The sequence below is a fragment of the Nocardioides sp. GY 10127 genome (genome assembly GCF_004919085.1).
Lineage (GTDB): Bacteria > Actinomycetota > Actinomycetes > Propionibacteriales > Nocardioidaceae > Nocardioides.
The window spans coordinates 246,001-270,955 of the sequence record NZ_STGL01000002.1 but is presented as its reverse complement, the minus strand read 5'-3'; the positions used below and the strand labels follow the sequence as shown (position 1 = coordinate 270,955).

At 69.7% G+C, this 24,955-nt stretch carries 16 protein-coding genes, 1 pseudogene and 1 other annotated feature; of the genes and pseudogenes, 5 read left to right on the top strand and 12 right to left on the bottom strand.

Translation table 11 applies throughout. The features are described 5' to 3' along the window. The first annotated feature begins 10 nt into the window (after window positions 1-10). From E8D37_RS02960 to E8D37_RS02950, 3 genes are read left to right on the top strand one after another with little or no spacing between them, the layout of a single operon-like run. Window positions 11-1,909, top strand: coding sequence for a site-specific DNA-methyltransferase (locus E8D37_RS02960; protein ID WP_136568268.1), 1,899 nt, complete (start codon window positions 11-13; stop codon window positions 1,907-1,909). Further along, window positions 1,909-4,872, top strand: coding sequence for a DEAD/DEAH box helicase family protein (locus E8D37_RS02955; RefSeq protein WP_136568267.1), 2,964 nt, complete (start codon window positions 1,909-1,911; stop codon window positions 4,870-4,872). Before E8D37_RS02960 ends, E8D37_RS02955 begins: the two co-directional genes overlap by 1 nt. 9 nt (window positions 4,873-4,881) lie before the next feature. After that, on the top strand, window positions 4,882-7,494 hold the full coding sequence (locus E8D37_RS02950; protein WP_240770169.1) for an AAA family ATPase: 2,613 nt from the start codon (window positions 4,882-4,884) through the stop codon (window positions 7,492-7,494). Between the two features lie 199 nt (window positions 7,495-7,693). Here the strand turns inward: E8D37_RS02950 and E8D37_RS02945 are convergent. The 4 genes and pseudogenes from E8D37_RS02945 to glnA form a co-directional block, all read right to left on the bottom strand. Further along, a pseudogene (locus E8D37_RS02945) lies at window positions 7,694-8,191 on the bottom strand (DUF4192 family protein); the annotation flags it as partial. Beyond that, a protein-coding gene (locus E8D37_RS02940) for an IS3 family transposase (RefSeq protein ID WP_206055534.1) occupies window positions 8,137-9,410 on the bottom strand; the annotation gives its coding sequence in 2 pieces (ribosomal slippage) (window positions 8,137-9,113 and window positions 9,113-9,410; 1,275 coding nt in all). The pseudogene E8D37_RS02945 and the gene E8D37_RS02940, both read right to left, overlap by 55 nt. Next, window positions 8,980-9,123, bottom strand: a sequence feature (AL1L pseudoknot). (Overlaps the previous gene by 144 nt.) After that, window positions 9,407-10,033 carry a DUF4192 family protein gene (locus E8D37_RS02935; RefSeq protein WP_136568264.1) on the bottom strand — a complete coding sequence of 209 codons (627 nt, stop codon included), beginning with the start codon at window positions 10,031-10,033 and terminating at the stop codon, window positions 9,407-9,409. The genes E8D37_RS02940 and E8D37_RS02935 overlap by 4 nt, the downstream gene beginning before the upstream one ends. A gap of 169 nt (window positions 10,034-10,202) precedes the next feature. Continuing rightward, a complete protein-coding gene (gene glnA / locus E8D37_RS02930; RefSeq protein ID WP_136568263.1) occupies window positions 10,203-11,624 on the bottom strand; it encodes a type I glutamate--ammonia ligase in 1,422 nt (473 codons plus the stop codon). 214 nt (window positions 11,625-11,838) lie between these two features. Between glnA and E8D37_RS02925 the strand changes: the two genes are divergently transcribed. After that, window positions 11,839-12,243, top strand: coding sequence for an RDD family protein (locus E8D37_RS02925; RefSeq protein WP_240770150.1), 405 nt, complete (start codon window positions 11,839-11,841; stop codon window positions 12,241-12,243). Between the two features lie 97 nt (window positions 12,244-12,340). Here the strand turns inward: E8D37_RS02925 and E8D37_RS02920 are convergent, their stop codons facing one another. The 5 genes from E8D37_RS02920 to lipB form a co-directional block, all read right to left on the bottom strand. Beyond that, on the bottom strand, window positions 12,341-13,045 hold the full coding sequence (locus E8D37_RS02920; protein ID WP_136568262.1) for a DUF4191 domain-containing protein: 705 nt from the start codon (window positions 13,043-13,045) through the stop codon (window positions 12,341-12,343). Window positions 13,046-13,168: 123 nt separating this feature from the next. Next, entirely contained in the window at window positions 13,169-14,143 is a 975-nt protein-coding gene (gene lipA, locus E8D37_RS02915) for a lipoyl synthase (RefSeq protein WP_206055553.1), read from the bottom strand. Window positions 14,144-14,277: 134 nt separating this feature from the next. Continuing rightward, window positions 14,278-15,312, bottom strand: a complete 1,035-nt coding sequence (locus E8D37_RS02910) for a hypothetical protein (protein WP_136568261.1) — start codon at window positions 15,310-15,312, stop codon at window positions 14,278-14,280. Then, window positions 15,312-16,361, bottom strand: a complete 1,050-nt coding sequence (locus E8D37_RS02905) for an ATP-binding cassette domain-containing protein (RefSeq protein ID WP_240770149.1) — start codon at window positions 16,359-16,361, stop codon at window positions 15,312-15,314. Before E8D37_RS02905 ends, E8D37_RS02910 begins: the two co-directional genes overlap by 1 nt. 61 nt (window positions 16,362-16,422) lie before the next feature. Then, window positions 16,423-17,262 carry a lipoyl(octanoyl) transferase LipB gene (lipB, locus tag E8D37_RS02900; RefSeq protein ID WP_136568260.1) on the bottom strand — a complete coding sequence of 280 codons (840 nt, stop codon included), beginning with the start codon at window positions 17,260-17,262 and terminating at the stop codon, window positions 16,423-16,425. A 64-nt stretch (window positions 17,263-17,326) separates the two neighbouring features. Here lipB and E8D37_RS02895 point away from each other — a divergent pair, with 64 nt between their 5' ends. Further along, the gene (locus E8D37_RS02895; RefSeq protein ID WP_136568259.1) at window positions 17,327-18,052 is read left to right on the top strand and encodes a hypothetical protein; all 726 of its coding nucleotides are present in this window, start codon (window positions 17,327-17,329) and stop codon (window positions 18,050-18,052) included. 56 nt (window positions 18,053-18,108) lie between these two features. On the opposite strand, the gene E8D37_RS02890 is transcribed toward E8D37_RS02895, so the two are convergent. From E8D37_RS02890 to sucB, 3 genes are all read right to left on the bottom strand, one after another. After that, window positions 18,109-19,014 (bottom strand): TIGR01777 family oxidoreductase, encoded by a 906-nt coding sequence (locus tag E8D37_RS02890; protein ID WP_136568258.1) that lies wholly within the window; start codon window positions 19,012-19,014, stop codon window positions 18,109-18,111. A 52-nt stretch (window positions 19,015-19,066) separates the two neighbouring features. Beyond that, the gene (locus E8D37_RS02885; protein WP_136568257.1) at window positions 19,067-22,603 is read right to left on the bottom strand and encodes an ABC transporter ATP-binding protein; all 3,537 of its coding nucleotides are present in this window, start codon (window positions 22,601-22,603) and stop codon (window positions 19,067-19,069) included. 560 nt (window positions 22,604-23,163) lie between these two features. Further along, window positions 23,164-24,888, bottom strand: a complete 1,725-nt coding sequence (sucB, locus tag E8D37_RS02880; RefSeq protein ID WP_136568256.1) for a 2-oxoglutarate dehydrogenase, E2 component, dihydrolipoamide succinyltransferase — start codon at window positions 24,886-24,888, stop codon at window positions 23,164-23,166. Window positions 24,889-24,955: the final 67 nt, after the last annotated feature.

Sequence of the window (24,955 nt, the reverse complement as noted above, 5' to 3'; positions counted from 1 at the left end):
GGAAGACTGAATGACCGAAGAAATCCACGAGATCCCGAGCGCCACCCCTGACCTGCAGACCGAGCTGGCGCGCCGGCTCCGGGAGTTGGCGCCCGAGGCAATCACGGACGGCAAGGTCGACGTCGCCAAGCTGACGGAGCTCCTTGCCGCGGACGTCGCCGACAGCAGCGAGCGCTTTGGCCTGTTCTGGCCCGGCAAGAAGCGCGCACTCCGCGCTGCGCAGGAGCCAACCACGGCGACGCTGCGCCCGGTCAAGGACGAGAGCAAGGACTGGGACTCCACGAAGAACGTCTTCATCGAGGGGGACAACCTTGAAGTGCTCAAGATCCTGCAGAAGCACTATCACGGCAAGGTGGACCTGATCTATATCGATCCGCCGTACAACACTGGCGGAGACTTCGTATACCCCGACAACTTCAAAGAGGGACTTGCGACCTATCTTGAGTGGACCAAGCAGGTCAACGAGGACGGCAAGAAGGTTTCAACCAACAGCGAGTCAGAGGGGCGCTACCACTCCAACTGGCTCAACATGATGTACCCCCGCCTCAAGCTGGCTCGGAATCTCCTCACGGAGTCCGGACTCATCTTCATCTCCATCGACGATCATGAACTCGACAATCTCCGCAAGCTGGGGAACGAAGTCTTTGGCGAGCGGAACTTCGTTGGCCTCGTCACGCGGGCGACCGGGACGCCCACCGGAGGCGGCTTCGACGGCTTCTCAAACGCTGTCGACTACATGGTTGTGTATCGCCGCAGTGATCTCGCGGTTCTCCGGGGCTTGGCGTTTGGTGACTCCGATGCTGCCATCTACAACGAACGGGACGAGCGGGGCAACTATCTGACGCGCTCGTTGCGGCGCACGGGCGGCGAGGATCGGCGCGAGGACCGGCCGAGCATGTACTTCGGCGTCGAGGCACCGGACGGGACGGAGGTGTTTCCGATCGGGCCAGGCGGATACGAAAGCCGTTGGATTTGCGGCCAGGACAAGTTCAAGCAGATGGTCGCTGAGGGCCTTGTCGAGTGGAAGTTGGTCGACCGCGGTAACGGTAAGGAGTACCACCCGTACCAGAAGTTCTACCTTGAAGGACGAGAGAAGCGGCCGTCGAACCTCTGGACTGACGTCGATGGCAACAAGAAGGGGACTCGGGAACTGCGGCAGATCTTCGACAGCGAGAAGGTCTTTGACTCGCCGAAGCCGGTCGGCCTGCTGCAGCGCGTTCTGCAAATCGGGGCCGACAAGGATGCCTTGATCTTGGACTTCTTCGCTGGTTCCGCTTCCACGGCGCATGCAGTGCTGAAGCAAAACGCGGAGGACGGCGGCAGCCGACGGTTTATCCAAGTGCAGCTGCCCGAACCCACCCCCGCAGACTCCGCAGCGCGCCGCTTGGGATTCGACACAATCGCTCAGATCTCCCGTCGTCGCATTGATCTGGCTGGCACAGAGCTCGCTCAGACGGCACAACCGACGCTCGGTGCTCCTGCAGGCCTTGACACCGGCTTTCGCGCGTATCGCCTTGGCGACACCAACTTTTCCAAGTGGCGGGTGGCCAGCAACATTGAACCCAACGAGCTAGAGCAGCATTTGTTGAGCCTTCGGGACAGCGCCGAGGACGAGGCGACCGCGGATGCGCTCCTCTCCGAACTGCTGCTTAAGCAAGGCTATTCACTGACCGAGGAATCGGTCGAGCAGGACATCGCTGGCCTTCCGCTCCAGTCGGTCGGCGGCGGGTTGCTGCTCGCGTATCTCGATGAGCACACCAAGCCTTCACTGGATCAGCTTCGTGCGGTTGTGGATGAGGAGCCCGCGCGCTTCGTGATTCTTGAGGACGCCTTCCACGGTGACGACGAACTGAAGACCAACCTTGCTCAGCTCTGCAAGAGCAAGGGCGTGGAGCTCTGGAGCGCCTGATGGAGTTCAAGTTCGACGCCAAGCAGCAGTACCAGCTCGATGCCATCGGGTCGTTGGTTCAGCTCTTCGATGGTCAGCCCAAGGACGCGGAAGCGGTCCTGACGACGCTGCGCGGTGGAGGCCAGCTCAACGGCTCTGAGGATCAGACCAGCCTGGACCTCGACCTCTCGCAGGAAGTTGGCGCCGTGGGCAACAACCTCGTCCTCGACGAGGCCACCATCCTCCAGAACCTGCAGGCAGTCCAGGACAAGAACGGGCTGGAGGTTCTCGGCGCTCTCGCCGGCGACACGCTCGACTTCGACATCGAGATGGAGACCGGCACCGGTAAGACCTACGTCTACCTGCGCACGATCTTCGAGCTGGCCAAGGCGTACAACTTCACCAAGTTCGTGATCCTCGTGCCGAGCGTGGCGATCAAGGAAGGCGTCACCACCAGCATCAAGCTGATGCGCCAGCACTTCCGCGATCTGTACCCGGCGCAGCCGTTCGACTACTCGGTCTACTCGGGCCAGTCAGCCGAAGAGGTGCAGGGCTTCGCCACCAGCACCAACGTGCAGATCATGGTCATGACGATCGACTCGATCCGTGGCAACGCGAACTCGCGAATCATCCACCAGACCCGCGACAAGCTGAACGGCCTTCGCCCGATCGACTACCTCAAGGCCACCCGGCCGGTCGTCATCATGGACGAGCCGCAGAATATGGAGTCCCAGCTCTCGCAGTCGTCTATCGGGGAACTCGACCCGATTGCCACGCTGCGCTTCTCGGCCACGCACCGCAAGCAGCGTAACGTCGTGTACCGGCTCGACCCGGTCGACGCTCACGATCATGGGCTCGTCAAGCAGATCGTGGTCGCCGAGGTTGCTCAGCAGGGCTCGGACGCGACGCCGTACATCAAGGTGGTTGAGGTCAAGCGCGACCCGTGGGAGGCCAAGCTCGAGCTGGCCGTCCGTGGCGCCGACGGCTCCCTGACTCGCCGGGTCGTGAAGGCCAAGCAGGACCAGGAGCTGTCCAACCTCACCAACAACCCTGCCTACGAGGGTTGGTGGATCACCGAGCTGTCGATCGAGCCGCAGTTCGTGGAGATCAACAAGCACGGCATGCTCCAGCAGGGAGAGGAGATCGGAGGCAACTCCGACTCGATCTACCGCGAGATGATCCGCGAGACCATCAAGGAGCACTTCCGCAAGCAGACGATGCTGGCGTCGAAGGGCATCAAGGTTCTCAGCCTGTTCTTCATCGACAAGGTTGAGAACTTCCTCGGCGACGGCTTCAACAACATCGACGCCAACGGCCAGTTCGTCCAGTGGTTCGACGAGCTGTTCCGCGAAGAGCGAGCCAAGTCGCCGCAGTGGCAGGAACTCTTCCCGCAGTATCCGGCGGAGCTCCGGCGGGGCTATTTCTCCGTGCTCAAGGCCAAGCGCGGCGGCACGGACACGTTCCAGGACACGTCCGGCAGCACCAAGGCCGACGACGACGCCTACGACCTGATCATGCGCGACAAGGCTCGCCTGCTCGACCAGGCGGAGCCCGTCCGCTTCATCTTCAGCCACTCTGCTCTGCGCGAAGGCTGGGACAACCCGAACGTCTTCCAGATCTGCACCCTGCGCGAAATGGGCGCCGAGGTTGAGCGCCGACAGACCATCGGTCGCGGCCTCCGTCTCCCTGTGGACCAGACCGGCGAGCGCGTGGCCGACCGCAGCATCGCCCAGCTGACCGTGATCGCCAACGAGTCGTACGTCGCGTTCGCCAAGTCGCTGCAGACCGAGTACGAGAAGTCCGGCGTCGAGATCGGACGCGTGCGCCTGCAGGAGTTCTCCAAGATCGCCCTCTACGAGGAGCACATCGAGCCGGACGGCCCGGAGTACTTCGGCTATGAGCGCTCCAAGACCCTCTACGAGGCGCTGGAGTCCTCCGGGATGATTAAGGATGGCAAGGTCACGGCGGCCTACCAGCCGACCCAGCTCGGGTTCGACCTCAAGCAGCACATCCCGGACTTCTTCTGGCCGTACGAAGACACGATCATCGAGTACATCGGCCGCTCCAGCATCGAGCGCTACGTGAAGCCTCAGTCCAAGCGGAAGGCACGCAAACTCAACGAGGAGCTCTTCGCGAACCCCGAGTTCGAGGAGTTCTGGCGCGCCATCTCGGCCCGCACGACCTACCGCGTCTCGGTCGAGCGTGACCGCCTCATTGAGGCAACCGTGAAGGCGATCAAGGAAGCGCCCGCCATCCAGCCGCTCCGTATCCAAGTGACGCGCGCCGGAGTCAAGATCCTCCGCGGCGGCACCAAGGCAACCGAGACCGGCCAGCGATCCGCGTCCCTCCAGGGCGCCTACGACCTGCCCGACATCATCACCGAGTTGCAGGAAGCCACCTCGCTGACGCGAAAGACGATCATTGACATCCTCCTTGACAGCGGGCGCCTGCCCGAGTTCATCGGGAACGCCAACGACTTCATCCAGATGGTCAAGGGTCGCCTGCAGGCCGTGCTCGCCGAGATCGTCACCGAGGGCATCCAGTACGAGAAGATCGGCGGCTACGTCTACGAGCTGCGCGAGCTGCAGAAGGACGGTCAGGAAGAGAAGGACCGCTTCCTCGACCAGATGTACAAGCTGCAGAACCCGGGGAAGTCCGACTTCGACTACGTCGTGTACGACTCGGAACCGGAGCGTCAGTTCGCAGAGCTGCTCGACGGGCGCAGCGACATCAAGCTCTTCATGAAGCTCCCCGGCAAGTTCAAGATCGACACCCCCGTCGGTCCCTACAACCCTGACTGGGCGATCATCAAGCACGAGGACGGAGCCGACCGGATCTACATGATCCGCGAGACCAAGAGCACCGACGACGAGGTCAAGCGCCGCCCGACCGAGAACGCCAAGATCAAGGCTGCGACCAAGCACTTCGCCGCTATCGGTGTCGGCGACTACGAGGTCTCCACGCCCGCGAACTGGAGGGTGTAAGTGCTCGCCATGGCAGATGACGTCGACAACCTGGCTGGGGCTGAGGGTGATCGGTCTCAGCCAGTAGATCCGCGGGCGATGCTCGCTGAATGGGCCAACGAGCAGGACGACTGGGTCAGGGAAGCGGCAGCGCAGGTGCTGTCGTCCAGTCAGGAGCTGTCGGTCCCTCAGCTGGATCAGATTTTCGAGCGATTCCTTATCGAGAAGGGGTTCGAGGAGAAGCCGGAAGGATTCCAAGTCGCGCCGAAGCTGGCGCTTGCTGAGAGCGCTGCAGCTGCCGAGGACGTGCTCGAGCTGAGCCAGTTGTCGGACGTGGCGGGAGTCAACGCCTTGGCCGCGAGCCAGATCTTGGAGTTCGACGCGAATCTGACCGTTCTTTTCGGTCAAAACGGCGCCGGTAAGACCGGGTATTCGCGGGTCCTCAAGCGCGTTGCCGCGGTTAGAACGGCTGAGGACATCCTGCCAAACGCCCACGCGGCGGATGCGTCGCCATCGCCGTCCGCCTCAATCGAGTACTCAATCAACGGCGCTGCGAGCACGCTGGCGTGGGCCAATGAGGCTGGCATCCCTCCTTTGACCCGGATGAGCGTCTTTGACGCGCCCGCGGTCAGCCTTCACGTGGACAACGAGCTCAATTACGTGTTCACCCCACGCGAGATCGCGCTGTTTGGATACGTTGCCAGCGCCGTCCGTCGCGTTCAGGAGCGTGTCGATGCGGAGGCGAAGGCCCTTCGGCCGGCCGCGAATCCATTCCTAGCGCACTTCCAACGTGGCACGAGCTTGTACCCCAAGATCGAGACCATCGGCGCAACGACAGACCTTGCCGAACTGGCCGCGCTTAAGGATGACTCTACTGAGGGCCAGACTGCCCACGCCAAGCTCGCAGGCGAGGTCGGGGCGTTGAAGGCCGGAAATGTCGAGGCGCGTCACGACGCGGTCAAGGAGGAGCTGGAACGCGTCTCTGCGTTGCGTCGCGCCGGTACTGCACTGGCGGAGTTCAACTCCGGTGCCTATGAGGCAAACCGCGCATCCGTCGAGCGCCTGCAGGACGAGTACCGGCGCGCCCGCACGGAACTCTTCGCGGATGGTGAGCTCGCCGGTCCGCCTGACGACGAATGGAACGCCTTCATTGCTGAGGGTGACCGGTACCGACTCCACCTCGGGGGGCATGACTACCCAGCGGAGGGTGACGACTGCATCTACTGCGGACAGACGCTGTCGGGGGAAGCCCTCGCGTTGGTGCGCAAGTACAGGACCTACCTTGACGATGCGCTCGCCCGACAACTCGCTGAGGCCCGCGCCGCCCTCTCGGCCTCCCGGCTGACGATCTCGGGCCTAAGCCTGGACGTGCTGAAGGAGCATGTGCGACAGATCGGGGTGTCGGATCCGCCCCCTGCGTACGCAACGGGCTTGCTACGGCTGCTGTCTGATCTCGAGGGAGCTCTCACCGCGACGGCGGAAGGTCGGCAGGTGCTGGACGTTGAGGCGGCAATTGCCGAGGCCTCGAACGTGGCCACCGTCCTCGCAGCTGCCGAAGCCGAGCTCGCCAGTGCACTCGCCGACCTAAGCGAGCAGAAGCGCGACCGCGTCCAGTCGCTCGCGACCAAGGAGCAGGAGCTCGCTGAACTGACCGCGCGACAAACCCTTGGTCGTCACCTGGCCGCGATCACCGACGCAGTGAAGAAGGCGAAGCGCGCGGCACAGCTGGATACCTTCGCCAAGACCAAGTTGCCTGCCATTCAACGATCACTCACGCTGATCTCGAAGCAGGCGAGTGAGGACATGGTCAACCGGAACTTCGCCAGCCTCTTCGAGGAGGAGTGCCGCGAACTGAACGCGCCGACCGTCGGCCTGGAGTTTCAGGGTCGCCGGGGCCAGGCCGAACGGCGAAAGGTTGTAGCTCAATACCGGCCGTCGGCAGTTCTGTCAGAGGGAGAACTCAAGGTTCTGGCGATCGCGGACTTCTTGGCTGAATGCCGAATGACCGGGGTCAAGGCGCCCATCGTGTTCGACGACCCAGTCACGAGCCTCGACTACTTGCGATTGAACGAGGTTGCGGAGCGCATCTCGCGGCTGGCCGACACGCATCAGGTCATCGTCTTCACCCACAACATCTTCTTCGCATCCACGCTCTTGGGACTTAGAGACGCTCGGAAGTTGAAGTATCGCTTCTACGAGGTCCGTAGCAACGAGACCGAGAAGGGTGTTTTGCAGGCGGACGTCGGGCCGCGTCAGGACACTCCGGCGCAGATCGCCAAGCGGATCAACAAGACCGTCGAGCTGGTGAAGTCGGCGGACGATTCAGTCATCAAGGAAGCCTTGATCGAACGTGCCTACGGCCTGCTGCGCGCATGGTGCGAAGCCTTCGTCGAGCAAGAGTTGCTTGCCAACGTCACCCAGCGGCACCGATCCAATCTCATGATGGGCGGCTTGGACAAGATCAAGCTGGAGCGCTTCGCCGAGGCCAAGTCCGCCTTGATGCCGCTGTTCGACCGGTGTTCGCGCTTCATGCCAGGACACAGTCAGTCGATCGAGCAGCTGAACATCAAGCCCGGGCTTGACGAGTTCGCAAAGGACTGGGATAGCGCTCAGAAGGCTCGGGCTGCTTACATCGCGACCTAGGGTCCGGAGAGCCGGGGCGCGTCAGGCGGATTGGGCTCTGATCTAAGGTTCAGGAACTCGATCAGCTTCGCTGAGTACGAAGTCAATCCGGCCTGTAACCGGGAGGTCCGTTGACGGGCCCCGTGCGAGCCGTGCAAGGAGCCGTTCCAGGCGGCTGTCGGGCCGTCCACCTCGATATGTGATGTCCATGGTGACCACCTCAGAATCCGGGCGCAGGCCGACCCGGGCTGGCCTTAGGAGTCGACGGGCGTGCAAAAAAGGTCGTGGCGTTCTCCACCCGCCGCTCGGTTGGATTGTTGGCTTCGTCCCACTCGCGAGGGTGCATGCCCGTCTGGACGGCGGCGGCGACGAGCGTGGCGAGGGCGTAGGGCTTGTCCTTGGGCACCTGATCGAGCGCGCACCACGCCAAGGCTCCGTGGCCGCTGAGCCAGCTCGCGAACCCGAGGAGTGAAGCCGGGGCAGCACGGACGTCGTCGGGCGCTCGTTTGGTCATATCGGTCCACAGTGCGACGTGGGAGCCAGCGTTGCCCCGGTTCATGTCTAGCCAGAGCCGGTCCCGGGTCGGGATGGACTCGACTGCCACGAGAAGACGGGCCGCTTCGCCGTCGTTGAGCCGGATGCCGTCACTGTCACGAGCCGGGTTCAGTAGAGGCTCTGAACTGACGCGCCGACGGTAGTCGGCGTGGTGTTGTGCCGGTAGTAGTCGTCCTCGTACTGGACGGGTGGGACGAGTCCGATCTCGCCGTGCAGGCGTCGGTGGTTGAACCAGTCGATGTACTCCGCGACCGCGATCTCGAGGTCGTCGATGTTCTTCCACGGGCCCTTGTTGCGGACCAGTTCGGCTTTGAACAATGAGTTGAACGCTTCGGCCAGGGCGTTGTCATAGCTGTCGCCTGTGGACCCGACCGATGCGACCGCGCCGGCCTCGGCCAGTCGCTGGGTGTAGCGCACCGCGAGGTACTGGACTCCCTTGTCGCTGTGCGCGATCACGCCGGTGGTGTCCTGGCCAGCGTGCTGACGGGTCCACAGACCCATCTCGAGGGCGTCCAGCGCGAGGTCGGTGCGCAGGCTCTTCGACAGCTGCCAGCCCACGACGCGGCGGGAGAAGACGTCGACGACGAACGCGGCATAGACCCAGCCGGCGAAGGTGCGGCAGTAGGTGATGTCCGCGACCCAGACCCGATTCGGTGCCGGCGCATTGAAGTCGCGGTCCAGCAGGTCCGGCCGCGTGTCCGGGCCGGTGCCCGGCACGGTCGTGCGAGGTCCCTTGGCTCTGCTGATCCCGCGCAGCCCGTCGGCGCGCATCAGCCGGTGCACGGTGCACCGCGCGATCCGCTGCCCGCGGCGGTTGAGCTCGGCGTGCATCTTGCGGACCCCGTAGACGCCGTAGTTGTCGGCGTGGACGGCCCGGATCACCGCCAGCCGCTCGGCGTCGGTGACCGCTCGTGTCGAGGGTGGCCGGGTCTTGGCGGCGTAGTAGCTGCTCGGGGCGACCTGCACGCCTGCCTGACGCAAGACCTTGCAGATCGGCTCGACCCCGAACTGGCCCCGATGCTGGTCGATGTAGGCGACCAACACCGCGGTGCTCACCTCACCTTGCGGTCGAGCTCCGCCGCGGCGAAAAACGCCGACGCCGTCCGCAAGATCTCGTTCGCTCGCCGCAGCTCACGGTTCTCCCGTTCGAGCTCGGCGATCCGCTGGGCCTCGGCGGTCGTGACGCCTGGGCGGTGGCCTTCGTCGACCTCGACCTGGCTGACCCAGTTGCGCAGGGTCTCGGGGTTGATCCCCAACTGCTCACCAACCCGACGCAGAGCACCCGACCGCGTCGCTGGGTCACGCCGCAGATCGACCGCCATCCGGATCGCTCGCTCCCGAAGTTCCTCGGGGTACTTCCTCGGTGCTGCCATGACCCTCATCCTTCCGTGGAATGAGAGCCTCCATCAGACCCGGCACGCGACACACCGTGGAAGCGCCGCATGCGGGCAACCGCCCAGCGGCCTTCCGCCTGTGGCGTGTTCTGACGCGCGGCCTCACGTGTCTCTGACAGAAGCGCTGCAACGGGCTCGCGATCCCCGACCAGGGACTCGGCGAGAGAGTCGCGGCTGGTCGTCGGTTGGGCTCGGCCGGTCAGGACGGTCGCGGCGGCGATCCGCTCGCGGGCGTCCTCGGTCTGGAGGCCCATGTCGTCGGTGTCGAGGTCGGCCCACCGGGTCCCGTCGGCCCACAGCATGACGCGGGTGTCAATGCCGATGGAGTCGAACCGTGCCCCGAACTCGTGACCGACGTCAGTGGCCGTCTCGCGGTCGGCTGTGAGGCACACGATGGCGAGGCTGGAGCCGGGCTGTGCGTGGCGGCTGTAGGCGTCGCGGATGGAGCTCCAGACGACCTCGCGGTCGTACGGTGTGGTGGGTAGGTTGACGCGGGCTGCTGGGAGTTCGGAGCTCATCGGCAGGAAGACGAGCGACTCCTCGGGCTTGAAGCCGAGCAGGTGGGGGATGACCGCGATCAGCTCGTCGGGGGAGCGGACGGAGAGCGTCATACCTGCTAGGTGTGACACCCCGACTGATGCCGCGCGGGCCGAGTCTGGGGCCGCACTGGGGCCGCAGACCAACGAAAAACGGCCCCTGACGCTGGAAGACGCCGAAAGACGTTTTCCCAGGTCAGAGGCCGTTTTCGACCACTGCTGGCAGAGGGTGAAAACCCTCAAATCAGATGTCGTAGTAGAGCTCGAACTCGTGCGGGTGCGGACGCAGCTGCACGGGCAGGATCTCGTTGTTGCGCTTCCAGTCGATCCACATCTCGATGAGGTCCTCGGTGAAGACGCCACCCTCGGTGAGGAACGCGTGGTCGGCCTCGAGGGCCTCCAGCACGGCGTCGAGCGAGGTCGGGACCTGGGCGATCTCGGCCTTCTCGTCCGGCGGGAGCTCGTAGATGTCCTTGTCGACCGGCGCCGGCGGCTCGATCTTGTTCTTGATGCCGTCGATGCCGGCCAGCAGCAGGGCCGAGAAGGCCAGGTACGGGTTGGACGACGGGTCGGGGAAGCGGGTCTCGATGCGCTTCGCCTTCGGGTTGGTGCCCGTGATCGGGATACGCACGGCCGCGGAGCGGTTGCGCGAGGAGTACACCAGGGAGATCGGGGCCTCGAAGCCCGGCACCAGGCGGTGGAACGAGTTCACGGTCGGGTTGGTGAACGCGAGGACGGCCGGGGCGTGCTTCAGGATGCCGCCGATGTACCAGCGGGCCATGTCGGACAGGCCGCCGTAGCCCTTCTCGTCGTAGAAGAGCGGCTCGCCGTTCTCCCAGATCGACTGGTGGACGTGCATGCCGGAACCGTTGTCGCCGAAGACGGGCTTCGGCATGAAAGTGACGGTCTTGCCGGCCTCCCACGCGGTGTTGCGGACGATGTACTTGAACTTCATGACATCGTCGGCAGCCTTGAGCAGGGTGTCGAACTTGTAGTTGATCTCGGCCTGTGCGGCGGTGCCGACCTCGTGGTGGGCGCGCTCGACGAGCAGGCCGACCTTCTCCAGGTTCTTGACCATGTCATCACGCAGGTCCTGCGTGCCGTCGGTCGGCGTGACCGGGAAGTAGCCGCCCTTCTGGCGGACCTTGTAGCCGCGGTTCGGGGAACCGTCGGGGTCGGTGTCGGAGCCGGTGTTCCAGACACCCTCGAACGACTCCACCTTGTAGAAGGACTCGTTCATCGTGGTGTTGTACTTCACCGAGTCGAAGATGAAGAACTCCGCCTCGGGGGCGAAGAAGGCGGTGTCGCCGATGCCGGTGGTCTCCAGGTATGCGAGAGCCTTGCGCGCGATGTTGCGCGGGTCGCGGGAGTAGGCCTCACCGGTGATCGGGTCGTGCACGAAGTACAGCAGCGCCAGCGTCTTCGCCTTGCGGAACGGGTCGATGTAGGCAGTGCTGATGTCGGGGTACAGCGCCATGTCCGACTCGTTGATGGCCTGGAAGCCACGGATCGACGAGCCGTCGAAGGCCATCGGGTCGAGGTTGAACGACGACACCGGCACCGTGAGGTGCTGCATGATGCCGGGGAGGTCGACGAAGCGGACGTCGACCATCTCGACACCCTCGTCCTTGATGAACTGCATCAGCTCATCGTCACTGCTGAACATACGTCCTCCTGTGGCTGTCCGTTCCGAGGGCAGCCGACCATACGCGTGAGAGTGGACAGCCCGTGGCGCCATTGCCACCGACGGTGCCCCAACCCTACGAGCGGGGCGGTTTCGCGACCATATCCGTTCTGTTTCGCAGATGTAACAGCCCGGTTCAGGTCGGGTTCTGCCACCGCCAGGAGGCTCGGGGACGGCCTCACTCTAGGGTGTGGACGTGAGCACGACCCATGAGACCGCCACGTGGCCGCGTCGGATGCTGGCGCTGGCCGTCGACTGGGTGGCCTGCCTGCTGGTCACCAGCCTCTTCGTCCCCGTCTACGGCGCCGACGCGCCGCCCTCGTCGGGCTTCGTCGTGCTGGGCGTCTTCGTCGTCGAGTCGGCCGTGTTCGTGGCGCTGGCGCGGGGCTCCTTCGGCCAGCTCGTCGTCGGCCTGCGCGTGGTCAAGGTGGACGCCGTGGGCGCACCGATCGGCCTGCTCCAGGCGCTCGCGCGGCAGATCATGGTGGCCGTCGTGGTGCCCCCGCTCATCTTCAAGCCGGACGGTCGCGGGCTGCACGACATGGCCGTCGGCTCGGTCACGGTCGAGCGCTCCGTCCTCCAGGGCCGAGCCCGCAGCTGACCGCGCGGGGGCGCCCCACACTCCGCCGCGGAACGACGAAGCCCCCGCACTCGCTCGGAGTGCGGGGGCTTCGTGGTGCTGCGGAGCCTGGCGCGGCTCAGCGGCCGCGCATGTTGCCGCGCATGCCCTTCATGGACGTGGGCACCGGGCCGCGGGGGAGCGGGACGGCGGGACGGCTGGCGTCCAGCGCCTTGAGCCGGTTCAGCAGGTCGGTCATCTCGGCCGGCTTGATGGCCCGCTTCATCTTCTGCAGCGTGCTCACGAGCTTCGGCAGGGGCAGCTGGCCCTCGCCGCGGCCGATGACGATCTCCTGGACCGGCACCTCGTAGGCGACGCGCTCGTGCTTCTTGCGCTCGCCGGCCAGCAGGGTGCGGACCCGGTTCGGGTGGCCCTCGCCGACCAGGACGATGCCGGGCGGGCCGACGACCCGGTGCACGACGTCCTGCTGCTTGGTGAAGGCGACGGCGGGGGTGGTCTGCCAGCCCTTGCGCAGCATGGTGAGGGCGGCGGCGGCAGCGCCGACCTGGCCCTCCATCTGGGAGTACGCGGAGGTCTGCGCGCGCCGCGAGAACACCACGAGGGCGGCGAGGACGCCGAAGAGGACGCCGCCCAGGACGCCGAAGACCCAGTTGAGCACGCCCTCGCCGGGCAGCAGCCAGAACAGCCCGAAGCCGATGGCGGCGCCGACCACGAAGCTGAGCAGCAGCCAGAGCGCGATGCGCGGGTCGTTGCGCCGGGTGATCTTGTAGGTCTCGATGAACTGCTTGGTCCGGCTCATCGACGCCGGGTTGCTGTTGGCCATCTGGTGGCGTGCCTCGCTCGTCGGTCCTCCCGCGGCCAGGACAGGCGCGGGCTCGGCACGTCCGGAGGGTCCTGCGGACCGGCCGGAGCGCCGGGGGTCGATTCTACGTCAGGGGGTACCCGGTCAGGCCGGGGCGTTCGCGGACTGCCCGAGGCCCTGCCCGGCGCCCGTCCCGGTCGCCTGCCCGGCGTCCTGCCCGGCGTCCTCACGCGCGGCCATCGCCTGCTGGTAGAGGCGGCCGGCGCGGTAGGAGGACCGCACGAGCGGGCCGGACATGACGCCGGAGAAGCCGATCTCGTCGGCCTCGTCCTTGAGGTCCACGAACTCCTCGGGCTTGACCCACCGCTCGACGGGGTGGTGCCGCTTGGAGGGCCGCAGGTACTGGGTGATGGTGACGAGCTCGCAGCCGGCCTCGTGCAGGTCGTGCAGCGCCTGGCTGATCTCCTCGCGGGTCTCGCCCATGCCGAGGATGAGGTTCGACTTCGTCACCAGGCCGAAGTCCCGGGCCTGGGTGATCACGTCGAGCGAGCGCTCGTAGCGGAACGCGGGCCGGATGCGCTTGAAGATGCGCGGCACGGTCTCGACGTTGTGGGCGAGCACCTCGGGGCGGGACTCGAAGACCTGCTGCAGCAGGTCGGGCTTCCCGTTGAAGTCGGGGATGAGGTTCTCGACGCCCGTCTCGGGGTTGAGCTCGTGGATCTGCCGGACCGTCTCGGCGTACAGCCACGCGCCGCCGTCCTCGAGATCGTCACGTGCCACGCCGGTGATCGTGGAGTAGCGCAGGCCCATCGTCCGGACGGACTCGGCGACGCGCCGGGGCTCGTCGCGGTCGAGCGGGGACGGCTTGCCGGTGTCGATCTGGCAGAAGTCGCAGCGCCGGGTGCACTGCTCGCCGCCGATGAGGAAGGTGGCCTCGCGGTCCTCCCAGCACTCGAAGATGTTGGGGCAGCCGGCCTCCTGGCAGACGGTGTGCAGGCCCTCGCCCTTCACCAGGCCCTGGAGCTCCTTGTACTGCGGGCCCATCTTGGCGCGGGTCTTGATCCACTCGGGCTTGCGCTCGATCGGGGTCTCCGCGTTGCGCGCCTCGATGCGCAGCAGCTTGCGGCCGCCCGCATCGATCGCGGAGGAGCCGGTGGAGGTGGGCGTGCTGGGTGCCTGCGTCACGCCCCAGAGCGTACGGCGCGAGGCCGCCTGAGCCGAACCTGAGCGCGGGCCGCGGACGGGGCCGACGCTCAGACGTCGCGACGGCGGTGCACCAGGACCGAGCCGACGCACACCAACGCGACACCTGTCCCCACGTAGAGCCCGCCCTGCACGGCGCCGACGGTGCGGTACGGATCGCACCCGGCACGCTTCCAGCGCAGGCCCCCGTTCGGTCGGAAGCACTCCGGCGCCAGGACCGACTCGTCGTAGTAGTCGGCCTCGCCGACGACGAGGGCGGCCACGTTGGTGGCGGGCTCCCAGCGGCCCGACGTGCCGAAGATCCCGAGGGTGAGGAAGAGTCCGCCGCTGGTGAGCGCGAGGGCGAAGAGGACGGCGATCGTGGCCACCGTGCTGCGGAACAGCATCGTCAGCGCGAAGCCGAGCAGCGCGGCGAGCCCCGCCAGCAGCGTCGTCCTCGCCACCTGGGCCCAGCCGTCGCCCGGCACCCCGGGGGCCACCGTGATGTCCCGCAGCGCCGCCAGCCCGAGCAGCCCGCCCCAGAGCGCGCCCAGCAGCACGGCGCAGACCGCCATGGCCGCCGCGGTCACCACGAGCGCCTTGGCACCCCAGACGCGTGCGCGCCGGGGCTCGTAGAGGAGCTGGTTGCTCATCGAGCCGGTGCTCCAGTCGTGCCCGGCGAACGTCGTGCCGACCAGCAGGAGCAGCAGGACGAGCACGGCGCTGACGCCGGCCACGCCGTTCTCGAGGGAGTTCTGCGGGTCGAGGGTCGGCCGCAGCCCGTACCAGGAGGAGAGCAGGTCGCGGCACCGCTGCTCCACGAGGGTGTCGCTGCCGGCGCCGTCCGACGTTGTGCCGTCGACCGTGGAGTCGTCGATCACCGCGCCGCTCAGGTAGCGCCGCGGGTGCGCCTGGCACTCCGCGAGCTCGGAGGCGGCGTAGCGCTCGGAGAACACGGCGTCGAGCTCGGCCTGGGAGACCGGTCGAGTGTTCCAGGCGGTGACGGCGAAGGTGAAGGCGGTGAGCAGGACGCCGCCGAGGACCAGCAGGACGACGGCCCGCCGCCAGCGCAGGCGGTCGGCCTCGGCGCGCAGGAGGTGCCGCATCAGGAGACCTCCCCGGCGCCGGACCAGTCCGCGGGCATCGTCATGCCCGGCCCCTGCCCGGCGGTGACCTCGAGGAACAGCTGCTCGAGGTCGCGCTTGAGCGGCACCAGCGAGGTGAGCCAGAGCCCGGCCTCGCCCAGTGCCCGGGTGATCGCGGCGGGGTCGTCGCCCTCGACGAGCAGCGCGGGGCCGGCCCCGTGGCCCTGATGGCCTTGGCCCTGATGGCCGTGGGCCGGGGGCTCGGGCGTCGCGGCCAGGCCCGCCCGCGTGAGGACGTCGGCCGCCGCACCGAGGTCGCCGGCCACCGTGACCCGGTGGCGGGTGGCGGCGCCGAGGAGGTCGTCCACGCGTCCGGAGGCCAGCAGCCGGCCGCGTCCGACGATGGTGGCGGACGTGCAGACCTGCTGCACCTCCGCGAGGATGTGGCTGCTCAGCAGCACGGTGACGCCCTGCTCGCCGAGGCCGGTGATCGTGTCGCGGACCTCGCGGATGCCCGCCGGGTCGAGCCCGTTCGTCGGCTCGTCGAGGATGAGCAGCGCCGGGTCCTTCAGCAGGGTGGCGGCGATCGCGAGCCGCTGCTTCATGCCGAGCGAGTAGCCCTTGTAGCGTTCCTTCTCCCGGCCGGTGAGCCCCACGGTGGCCACCGCCCGCTCCACGCGTTCGTCGGGCACGCCCACCGAGCGCGCCAGCAGGCGCAGGTTCTGCCGGCCGGTGAGGTTGGGGGAGAACTTCGGGGACTCCACGACGGCGCCCACGCGCCCGATGACGGCCGGCAGCCGGGCCGGGACCTCCTCGCCGAACAGCCGCATCGACCCCGCGGTCGGGCGGGCCAGCCCGAGCAGCATCCTGATGGTCGTGGTCTTGCCCGAGCCGTTGGGCCCGAGGAACCCGTGCACGCCGCCGGCGGGGACGCGCAGGTCGAGCCCGTCCACGGCGACGTGCGTGCCCTTCCGGCCGCGGTAGACCTTGCGCAGGCCGCGCGTCTCGATCACCGGCTCGCCGGTGGGGGCCGCGCCCCCCGCCGTTCCGTCCGTCAGGGTCTCGCTCACGGGCGGAGCATGGCACAGGCCGCCCACGGCGGGGGAGGGACGCGCGGGTGCCGCTCCTGCGTCAGCCCGCGGACGGACGCAGCAGGGTGACTCGCGGACCGTGGTCGGCGTCGTCGACGGCGGGGCCGGCGTCCGGGCTCGGGGAGTACGGCTCCCACGCGAGCATCTCGGCCAGCCGCGCGCGCAGGACCGGCAGCAGCTCGGTGACGGGCACGTCCCGCCCGAGCTCGCGGGAGAGCGAGGTGACGCCGGCGTCCGCGATGCCGCACGGGACGAACCGGTCGAACCAGCCGAGGTCGACGTCGCAGTTGAGGGCGATGCCGTGCATCGTCACGCCGTGGGAGACCCGGATGCCGATGGCTCCGACCTTCCGCTCGGGCAGGCCGGGCTCCGCGGCGAGCCAGGCGCCGGAGCGGCCGGGCACCCGGCCGGTGACCACGCCGAGGTCGGCGCAGGCCCGGATCATCGCCTCCTCCATGCGGCGCACGAAGTCGACGACGAGCACGTGGTCCGGCAGCGGGACGATCGGGTACGCGACCAGCTGGCCGGGACCGTGGAAGGTGATCTTGCCGCCGCGGTCCACGTCGATCACGGGGGCGCCGCCGGAGTCGGCCGGGCGCTCGTGCGGCTCCGTGCGCTTGCCGGCGGTGAACGTGGGCGGGTGCTCCAGGAGCAGGACGGTGGCCGGCCGGTCGCCCGCGACCACCTCGGCGTGCACGCGACGCTGGAGCTCCCAGGCGTCCAGGTAGCCGACGGCGTCCCCGCCCAGCCCGGCGACCTCGAACGCGACCTCGCCACCCGCGGCGCGGGCCCGCTCGAGGGCCGAGGCGGGCGCGCCCACGGAGAGGTCCGTGGCGGGGGACGTGGCGGGAGCGTCGGTGCCGACCTGGTGCGTGCTCATGGGCGCAGACGATACGCCTGTGGAAACGGGTGAGCCGCCCTCGTCGCGGGGGTAGGACGCGCGCATGAGCGCCGCCCTCGCCCGCCACAGTCCCTCCCACCGCCCCCGGCGCGGGGGCTCGCGCATCGCGCCCCGGGAACGGGTCCGGCTGCCGCTGCCGCTGGTGGTCGGGCTCGCCGCGCTGGTGCTGAGCGTGGTGGTGCTCGCCTTCGCGGTGGGGCTCCGCCTCCTGGGGGTCGGGGTGAGCGGGCCGGTGCCCGTCGCGGTGGCGGCGGAGCGAGGGGAGGCGGGGGCGGCAAGAGCCGGGGGAGCGGGGACGCCAGGGGCTGCCGCGGCCCAGGGCGCCGCGACCGCCACCGCGACCCCCGGCGCGACGGGCTCGAGGGCCGCGAGCGCGGCCGACACCCGGGCCCGTCAGCTGGTGACGGCGTGGGACGCCCGCCGTGCCGTCGCGTGGGCGGCGTCCGACCCGCTGACGCTGAGGCGGCTCTACGAGCGCGGCTCGTCCGCGGGACGGGCGGACGTCGCGATGCTGCGCGCCTGGCAGGACCGGGGCCTGCGGGTCGCCGACCTCGACACCCGCGTCCTCGCTGTCGAGTCCCTCGTCGACCGGCCCCGGCTCGTGCGCGTCCGGGTCACCGACCAGCTCGCCGGTGGCACGGTCGAGCGGGTGCGCACCGGGGCGGCCACCGGCCAGACCCTGCCCGGGGACGAGCCCACGACGCGGGTGCTGGTGCTGGTGCGGCAGACGCGCGGCTGGGTGGTGCGGGAGGTGCGCCGGGCCTCGTGAGCGGCCCGCGGCCGCAGCCCGGCCGGCGCTGTCAGTACGGTGCCGGCCCGGGGCCGTCAGTCCGCGGCGGCGAGCCCGGCCGCCAGCACGGCGTCCACGTCCGCGTCCAGGTGGGTGTAGCCGAACGTCTGCAGGGCGGCCGGCCGGAGGTTGAGCGACCCGAGCAGCTCGGGCGCGAGCCGCCCGGCGCCGGCCTTCATGAGCGGGGCGGGGACGAACGCCAGGGCCGGCCGGTGGAGAGCCTTGGCCAGCGCGGTGGTGAACTCCGCGTTCGTCGGGGTCTCGACGCTGCACAGGTTGACCGGGCCGCGCGCCTCGGGGTCCTCCGCGAGGTGCGTGACCGCGCCCACCCAGTCGCGGGCGGAGATCATCGCCATGTGCTGCTCGCCCGAGCCGAGGCGTGCGCCCAGGCCGAGGGAGAACAGCAGCCGGAGCTGGGAGAGGGGCGCGCTGCGGCGGTCCATCACCGGGGCCGTGCGCAGGTGGACGACGCGGGCGCCGGCTTCCTCGGCCGGCGCGGTCGCCGCCTCCCACTCGCGGGCGACGCGGGTGAGGAAGGCGTCGCCCAGGCTGGAGGACGTCTCGGTGAGGACGGTCGAGCCCTGGTCGCCGTAGATGCTCACCCCGCTGCCGGCCAGGAACGCCGGCCGTGAGTCGCTGCGGGCGATCGCCCGGGCCAGGAGGCGGGTGGTCGTCACCCGGCTCTCCAGGACGGCGTCGGCCCACTTCTGCGAGTGCGGGTTGCCCAGCAGCGGGGCGCCGGCCAGGTTCACGACGACGTCCGCGGCCTCGATGACCTCGGGCGGGTAGACGTCCGAGTACGGGTCCCAGGCGGCCTCGCTCGGCCGGTTCGTCGGGTGGCGGACGAGGGCGGTGACGCGGTGCCCCCGGGCCTCGAGGCCGGCGGTGAGCCGGGTGCCCAGGAAGCCGGAGGCGCCCGCGATGACGACGTGCAGCGACATGCCTCGAGCCTGCCAGCGCGTCGCCCCGCGGGACACCCCCGTCCGGGTCGGGTCAGCCGGCCAGGTGGCCCCACCTGGCCGCCAGGTCGGACCACGGGCCCGTCTCGGCGACGGTGCCGTCCGCGACGACGACGACCTGGTCCGCGCGGGCGAGGGCCGCTGCCTTCGAGGTGGCGCCCACGACGGTGGCGCCACGCCCGCGCAGCGCCTCCCAGAGCTCGATCTCCGTCGCGGCGTCCAGGGCGGACGACACGTCGTCGGCGAGCAGCACCTCGGCCTCGCACGCCAGGGCCCGCGCGAGCGCGAGCCGCTGGACCTGGCCGCCGGAGAGCCGGACGCCGCGGTGGCCGACGAGCGAGTCGGGCCCGCCGGCGTCCGCCACGTCCCGGCCCAGCCGCGCGGCCTCGACCGCGGGCCAGACCTCGCGGTCCGGGTGGTCGAGCGTGATGTTGCCGGTGAAGGTGCCCGAGAGCACCCGCGGCACCTGCGCGACGTACGCCACGCGCCCCGGCCGCAGCGCGGCCTGCCGGTCGCCGAGGTCGGCGCCGTTCCAGGTGAGGGCGCCGGCGGAGTGCACCAGCCCGGCCAGCGCCGCCAGGAGGCTCGACTTGCCGGAGCCGACCTGGCCCAGCAGCAGCACGAGCTCGCCGCGGCGCACCGTGAGGTCCACGTCGCTGATCCCGATCGTCCCGTCGTCGTGCGTGACGGTGAGACCGCGCACCGACAGCTCGGCCAGCGGGTCCGCCAGGCCGGGCGCGGGCAGCGGGGCCGCGCCCGAGATGAGGTCGACGCCCTCGGCCTGGTGCATGAGGTCGCCCCCGCCGGCCAGGCGGCTGGTCTCGCGGTACCAGGCACGGGTGCCGGGGGCCTCGGTGACCACCGAGCCCGCGACCCGGCCGAACCAGTCGAACCCGTTGACCGCGTTGGCGACCAGGATCGCCGTGGCCAGGCCCCAGCCGCCCGCGACGTGCACGCCCCAGGCGGCGACCACGCCGCACTGGACCATCACGATCGGCACGCCGTCGAGCATCGCCTGCACGCGGTGCTCGCGCACCGCCGCCTCCACGCGACCGGAGTCGACGCGGTGCAGGTGGCGGTGCACCTCGGGCGTGGCCGCCGCCAGCTTCACGGTCCTGATCGACTCCATCGCCGAGACCAGCGACCGGCCGAAGCGGGCCCGTGCCGAGGACGAGGCGGCGGCCGACCGCCCGGCCACGCGGCGTCCGAACGACGAGGCCAGGGCCGAGGCCGCCATCACCGCGAGCAGCACCAGGCCGGTGAACACGTTCCAGGACAGCAGCATGGTCACGGCGACGATGAGCAGGCCGTTGACGAAGTCGACCCAGCGGTCGGCGTACCGCGCCAACCGGTCGGCGTCCATCGCGCGGGCGACCGCCTCGCCGGGAGGCGTGCGCACCAGGCGGTGCTGGGCGGTCTGCCCCTGCAGCACCGACCCGCGGACCCGCATCATCACCGCGACCCACCAGCGGGGGTAGATGGCGAACGCCTGGGCCAGGATGAAGGGGGAGACCATCAGGGACGCCACGAGCGCGACCAGCAGCCACCAGGGCTGCCCGTCGGACTGCAGGGCCTCCACCAGGAAGCCCCAGATCCAGGCGGTGACCACGCCGAAGGCCCCCGACATCGCCGAGATCGCGAAGAGCAGCATGCCCGTGAGGCCCCACCGCGGCTCCGCGCTCATCGCCGACCACGTGGCCCGGGCCAGGCCGGGCGTCGGCTCGAGCACCGGCTCGGGCGGGGGAGTGCCGGTACGGCGGGCGGAGCCGATGCCGGCCTCCGGTCCGTCCTGCTCACGGGCGTCGGCGTCGCTCTGCGGGGTGGAGCCGGGGGTGGGCTCGTGGGCAGCCGCCTCCAGGAGGTCGCGGAACGGCCCGGGCTGGGTCGCGAGGTGCACCCGGGGGCCCTGCTGGACGACGGTGCCGGCGTCCAGCACCGCCACCTGCTCCGCGCGCTCCGTGGTGGAGAGCCGGTGGGCGATGAGGATGCCGGTGCGTCCGGTCAGCAGTCGGTCGGAGGCACGCACGACCCGCGCCTCCGTCACCGGGTCCATGCGCGCCGTCGCCTCGTCGAGGACGACGACCTTCACGTCGCGCACGAGCAGCCGGGCGAACGCGACGAGCTGCTCCTCGCCCGCGGAGAGCGTGGCGCCACCGGGGCCGAGCATGGTGTCGATGCCGTCGGGCAGGCCCGCGACCCACGCGTCCAGGCCGAGCTCGGCGACCGCCGCCTCGACCTCGGTGCGCGGCACGTCCGCGAAGAGCGCGATGTTCTCGGCGAGCGTGCCGGCGAGGATCTCCGTGCGCTGGGTGACGACCCCGACGCTCGCCCGCAGCTCCTGCAGGTCGAGGTCGAGCACGTCGCGCCCGCCCAGCAGGACGCTGCCCGGCTCCGGGTCGAGCGCGCGGGAGACCAGGGAGGCCAGCGTGGACTTGCCCGAGCCCGTCCGACCCACCAGGGCGCACGTCGTGCCGGCCGGGACGACGAGGTCGACGTCGCGCAGCGCGTACGTGCCGGTGCCGTAGGAGAAGTGCAGGCCACGCAGCTCGAGGCCGAGCGCGCCCTCGGGCACGGGCTCGCCGCCCGACGGCTCGGGGGCCGAGGCCATGAGGTCGCGCAGCCGGATGACCGCGCCGAGGCCGGCCTGCAGGTCCGGCAGGTGCCGGGCGAGCTGGTCGACCTGGCCGACGAACGTGGTGGTGACCAGGAACAGGGTGACCAGGGACGCCGTGGAGAGCCGGCCGTCGACCACGAGGGTCACCCCGACCACGCCGACCCCGGCCAGCAGGCCGTGCAGCAGGCCGCCCGACCGGCGTCCCACCTGCCGCTCCAGGTGCGTCACCGCGCCGAAGCGGGCCTGCACCGTCGCGGCGAGCTCTGCGCAGCGGCGGACGACGTGGGCCTGGCCGAGGCTGGTGCGCAGGTCGTCGCGGGCGGCGACGCCCTCCTCCATGGCGGCGGCGTGGTCCGTCCAGGCCATCTCCTCGACGACCTTGCGGCGGGCGATCTCCGGGAGCAGCCGACGGACGGCGAGCAGGGTGATCGCCGCGGTGAGCGGGAACAGGAACAGCGCGGGCCACCACGTCACCGTCGCCACCACCCACAGCGGACCGGCCGCGAGCAGCGTCGCGATCGCCTGCCACACGCCCTGGCGCAGCAGGCTCCCGACCTCGTAGGTGTCGTCGTCTAGCCGGTCGTAGATCTCGCCGACCGCCTGCTCCGACAGGTCCGCCAGCGGCTGGGCCATCGCGGCGTCGAGGAGGTCGGCACGCAGCCGACCCTCGGCCCGGTCCACCACCCCGGCCCACACGGTGCGGGCGATCGTGTTCACCACCGCGGCACCCACGGCGCAGACCGCGAGCAGCGTCAGCAGTCGCCCGGTCGGGTTCTCGGCGATCAGACCGGCGAAGACGGTGGACAGGGACGTGCCGACGGCGGCGACGAACGCCCCGACCAGGCACGACAGTGCCAGCGGGGAACGGAGGCGCCGCCAGTCCACCGGCCGACGGCCGGCCGGCGGCGCCGGTCGGGAGGAGGGAGCGGTGGGAGCGGGAGCGGGGGGTGCAGTCATGGTCACGATGTCGCGACGGTACGACGAGGCACTGACAGGGAGAAACTGGATATTGCACTGCCCGCTGCTTTGGATTGCTCGCTTCGCTCGCTGTCCGCGCGCTATGACCCTCGCCCTTCGCTCGGAGCCCTCGGCACCGCCGGTTCGCTGGCGCTCACGGGCGGCACCTCGTCATCCTCGCTGCAGGTCGAGGGACGCGCGCGGACGCTTGCACGGCACCCATCGGGGGACTCCACGCCGGCCCTGGGACGTCGGCGCGCGGCCTTGTCCTGCAGGGACGACCCGACGTGTCGGCCGTGAGCGCCAGCGAACGCCGGTGCGTCGGGGAGGACCGAAGGACAAGGAGCGTGCGCGCGCCGACAGCGAGCGAAGCGAGCAAATCCAAAACAGCCACTGCCGCGTCGGGCCGAGTCGTGTGCGACCTCTGGGCGGACCGAGTCGGATGCGACCTCCCGTCGGGCTGAGTCGGATGCGACCTCCAGAAAAAACAACACAACCCCCGCCCGGCGGACCGGGCGGGGGTTGTGGGTGCTGACGACGTCAGCGGTGGAGCGTGGGGCTCAGACCTCGAACGCGCCGCTCTCGAGGCGCTTCTTGACCTCCGAGAGGAAGCGGCCGGCGTCGGCGCCGTCCACCAGGCGGTGGTCGTAGGTCAGTGCCAGGTAGACCATGTGCCGCACGGCGATGGTCTCGCCCAGGTTCGGGTCGTCGATGACGACCGGACGCTTCACGACAGCACCGGGGCCGAGGATGGCGACCTGCGGCTGGTTGATGATCGGGGTGTCCCAGAGGGCGCCGACCGAGCCGAGGTTGGTGATGGTGAAGGTGCCGCCGGACAGCTCGTCGGGGCCGATCTTGTTGGTGCGGGTGCGGCCCGCGACGTCCGCGATCTTCTTGGCGAGGCCGGCGATCGAGAGGTCGCCCGCCTCCTTGACCACGGGGGTGAGCAGGCCCTTGTCGGTGTCCACCGCGAACGCGACGTGCTCGACGTCGTGGTAGGTGACCTCGCCGGCCTCGTCGTCGATGGTCGCGTTCAGCTTCGGGTGCTGCTTGAGGCTGTCGACGGCCGCCTTGGCGAAGAACGGCAGGAACGAGAGCTTGACGCCCTCGCGGGCCAGGAACTCGTCCTTCTTGGCGGAGCGCAGGCGGGCGATGTTGGTGACGTCGACCTCGACGACCTGCGTGAGCTGCGCCGAGGTGTCGAGCGACTCCTTCATGCGGGCCGCGACGATCTTGCGCAGGCGCGACATCTTCTCGGTGGTCCCGCGCAGCGGCGAGGGGGTCACCGGGACGGCCGTGGCGCCCGCGGGGGCGGCGGCGGCCGGGGCCGCGGCGGCCGGGGCGGCGGGGGCCTTGGCGGCCTCCTCCTTGGCCTTGGCGGCGTCGAGGACGTCCTGCTTGCGGATGCGGCCGCCGACACCGGAGCCGGTGAGCGAGCCGAGGTCCACGCCGTGCTGGGCGGCGAGCTTGCGCACCAGCGGGGTGACGTAGGTGGAGGAGTCGGAGCTGACGGCGGCCGGGGCGGACGGGGCAGCCGGAGCGGCGGGTGCAGCCGGAGCAGCCGGGGCGGCGGGAGCCGGAGCGGCGGGGGCCGGAGCGGCGGGCGCGGCGGGGGCCGGGGTCGGCTCGGGCTCCGGGGTGGGCTCGGGCTCGGCGGGGGCGGCCGGGGCGGCGGAGCCGTCGCCGACGATCGCGAGCTCGGTGCCGACCTCGACGGTGTCGTCCTCGTTGACCTTGATCTCCAGCAGCGTGCCGGCCACCGGGGACGGGATCTCGGTGTCGACCTTGTCGGTCGAGACCTCGAGGAGGGGCTCGTCGACGGCGACGGTGTCGCCGACCTGCTTGAGCCAGCGGGTGACGGTGCCCTCGGTGACGGACTCACCGAGCTCGGGCAGCTTCACGGCGGTGCCGGAGGCGGAGCCACCGGCGGGCGCGGCCGGGGCAGCGGGGGCGGCCGGGGCCGGCTCCGGGGTGGGCTCGGGCTCGGCGGCCGCGGCGGGCTCCTCGGCGGGGGCCGGGGCGGGCGCGTCGCCGGCGGGGGCCTCGCCGGCCTCGCCGATGAGGGCCAGCACGGCGCCGACCTCGACGGTGTCGTCCTCGTTGACCTTGACCTCGAGAAGGGTGCCGGCGACCGGGGACGGGATCTCGGTGTCGACCTTGTCGGTCGAGACCTCCAGCAGGGGCTCGTCGACGGCGACGGTGTCGCCGACCTGCTTCAGCCAGCGGGTGACGGTGCCCTCGGTGACGGACTCACCCAGTGCCGGGAGGTTGACTTCGGTAGCCAATTCGATTCCTTCGCTCGCGATTTCTTCTCGTGCGGGGCCCGCTCCCGTGCGCGTGCGCGGGTCCGGT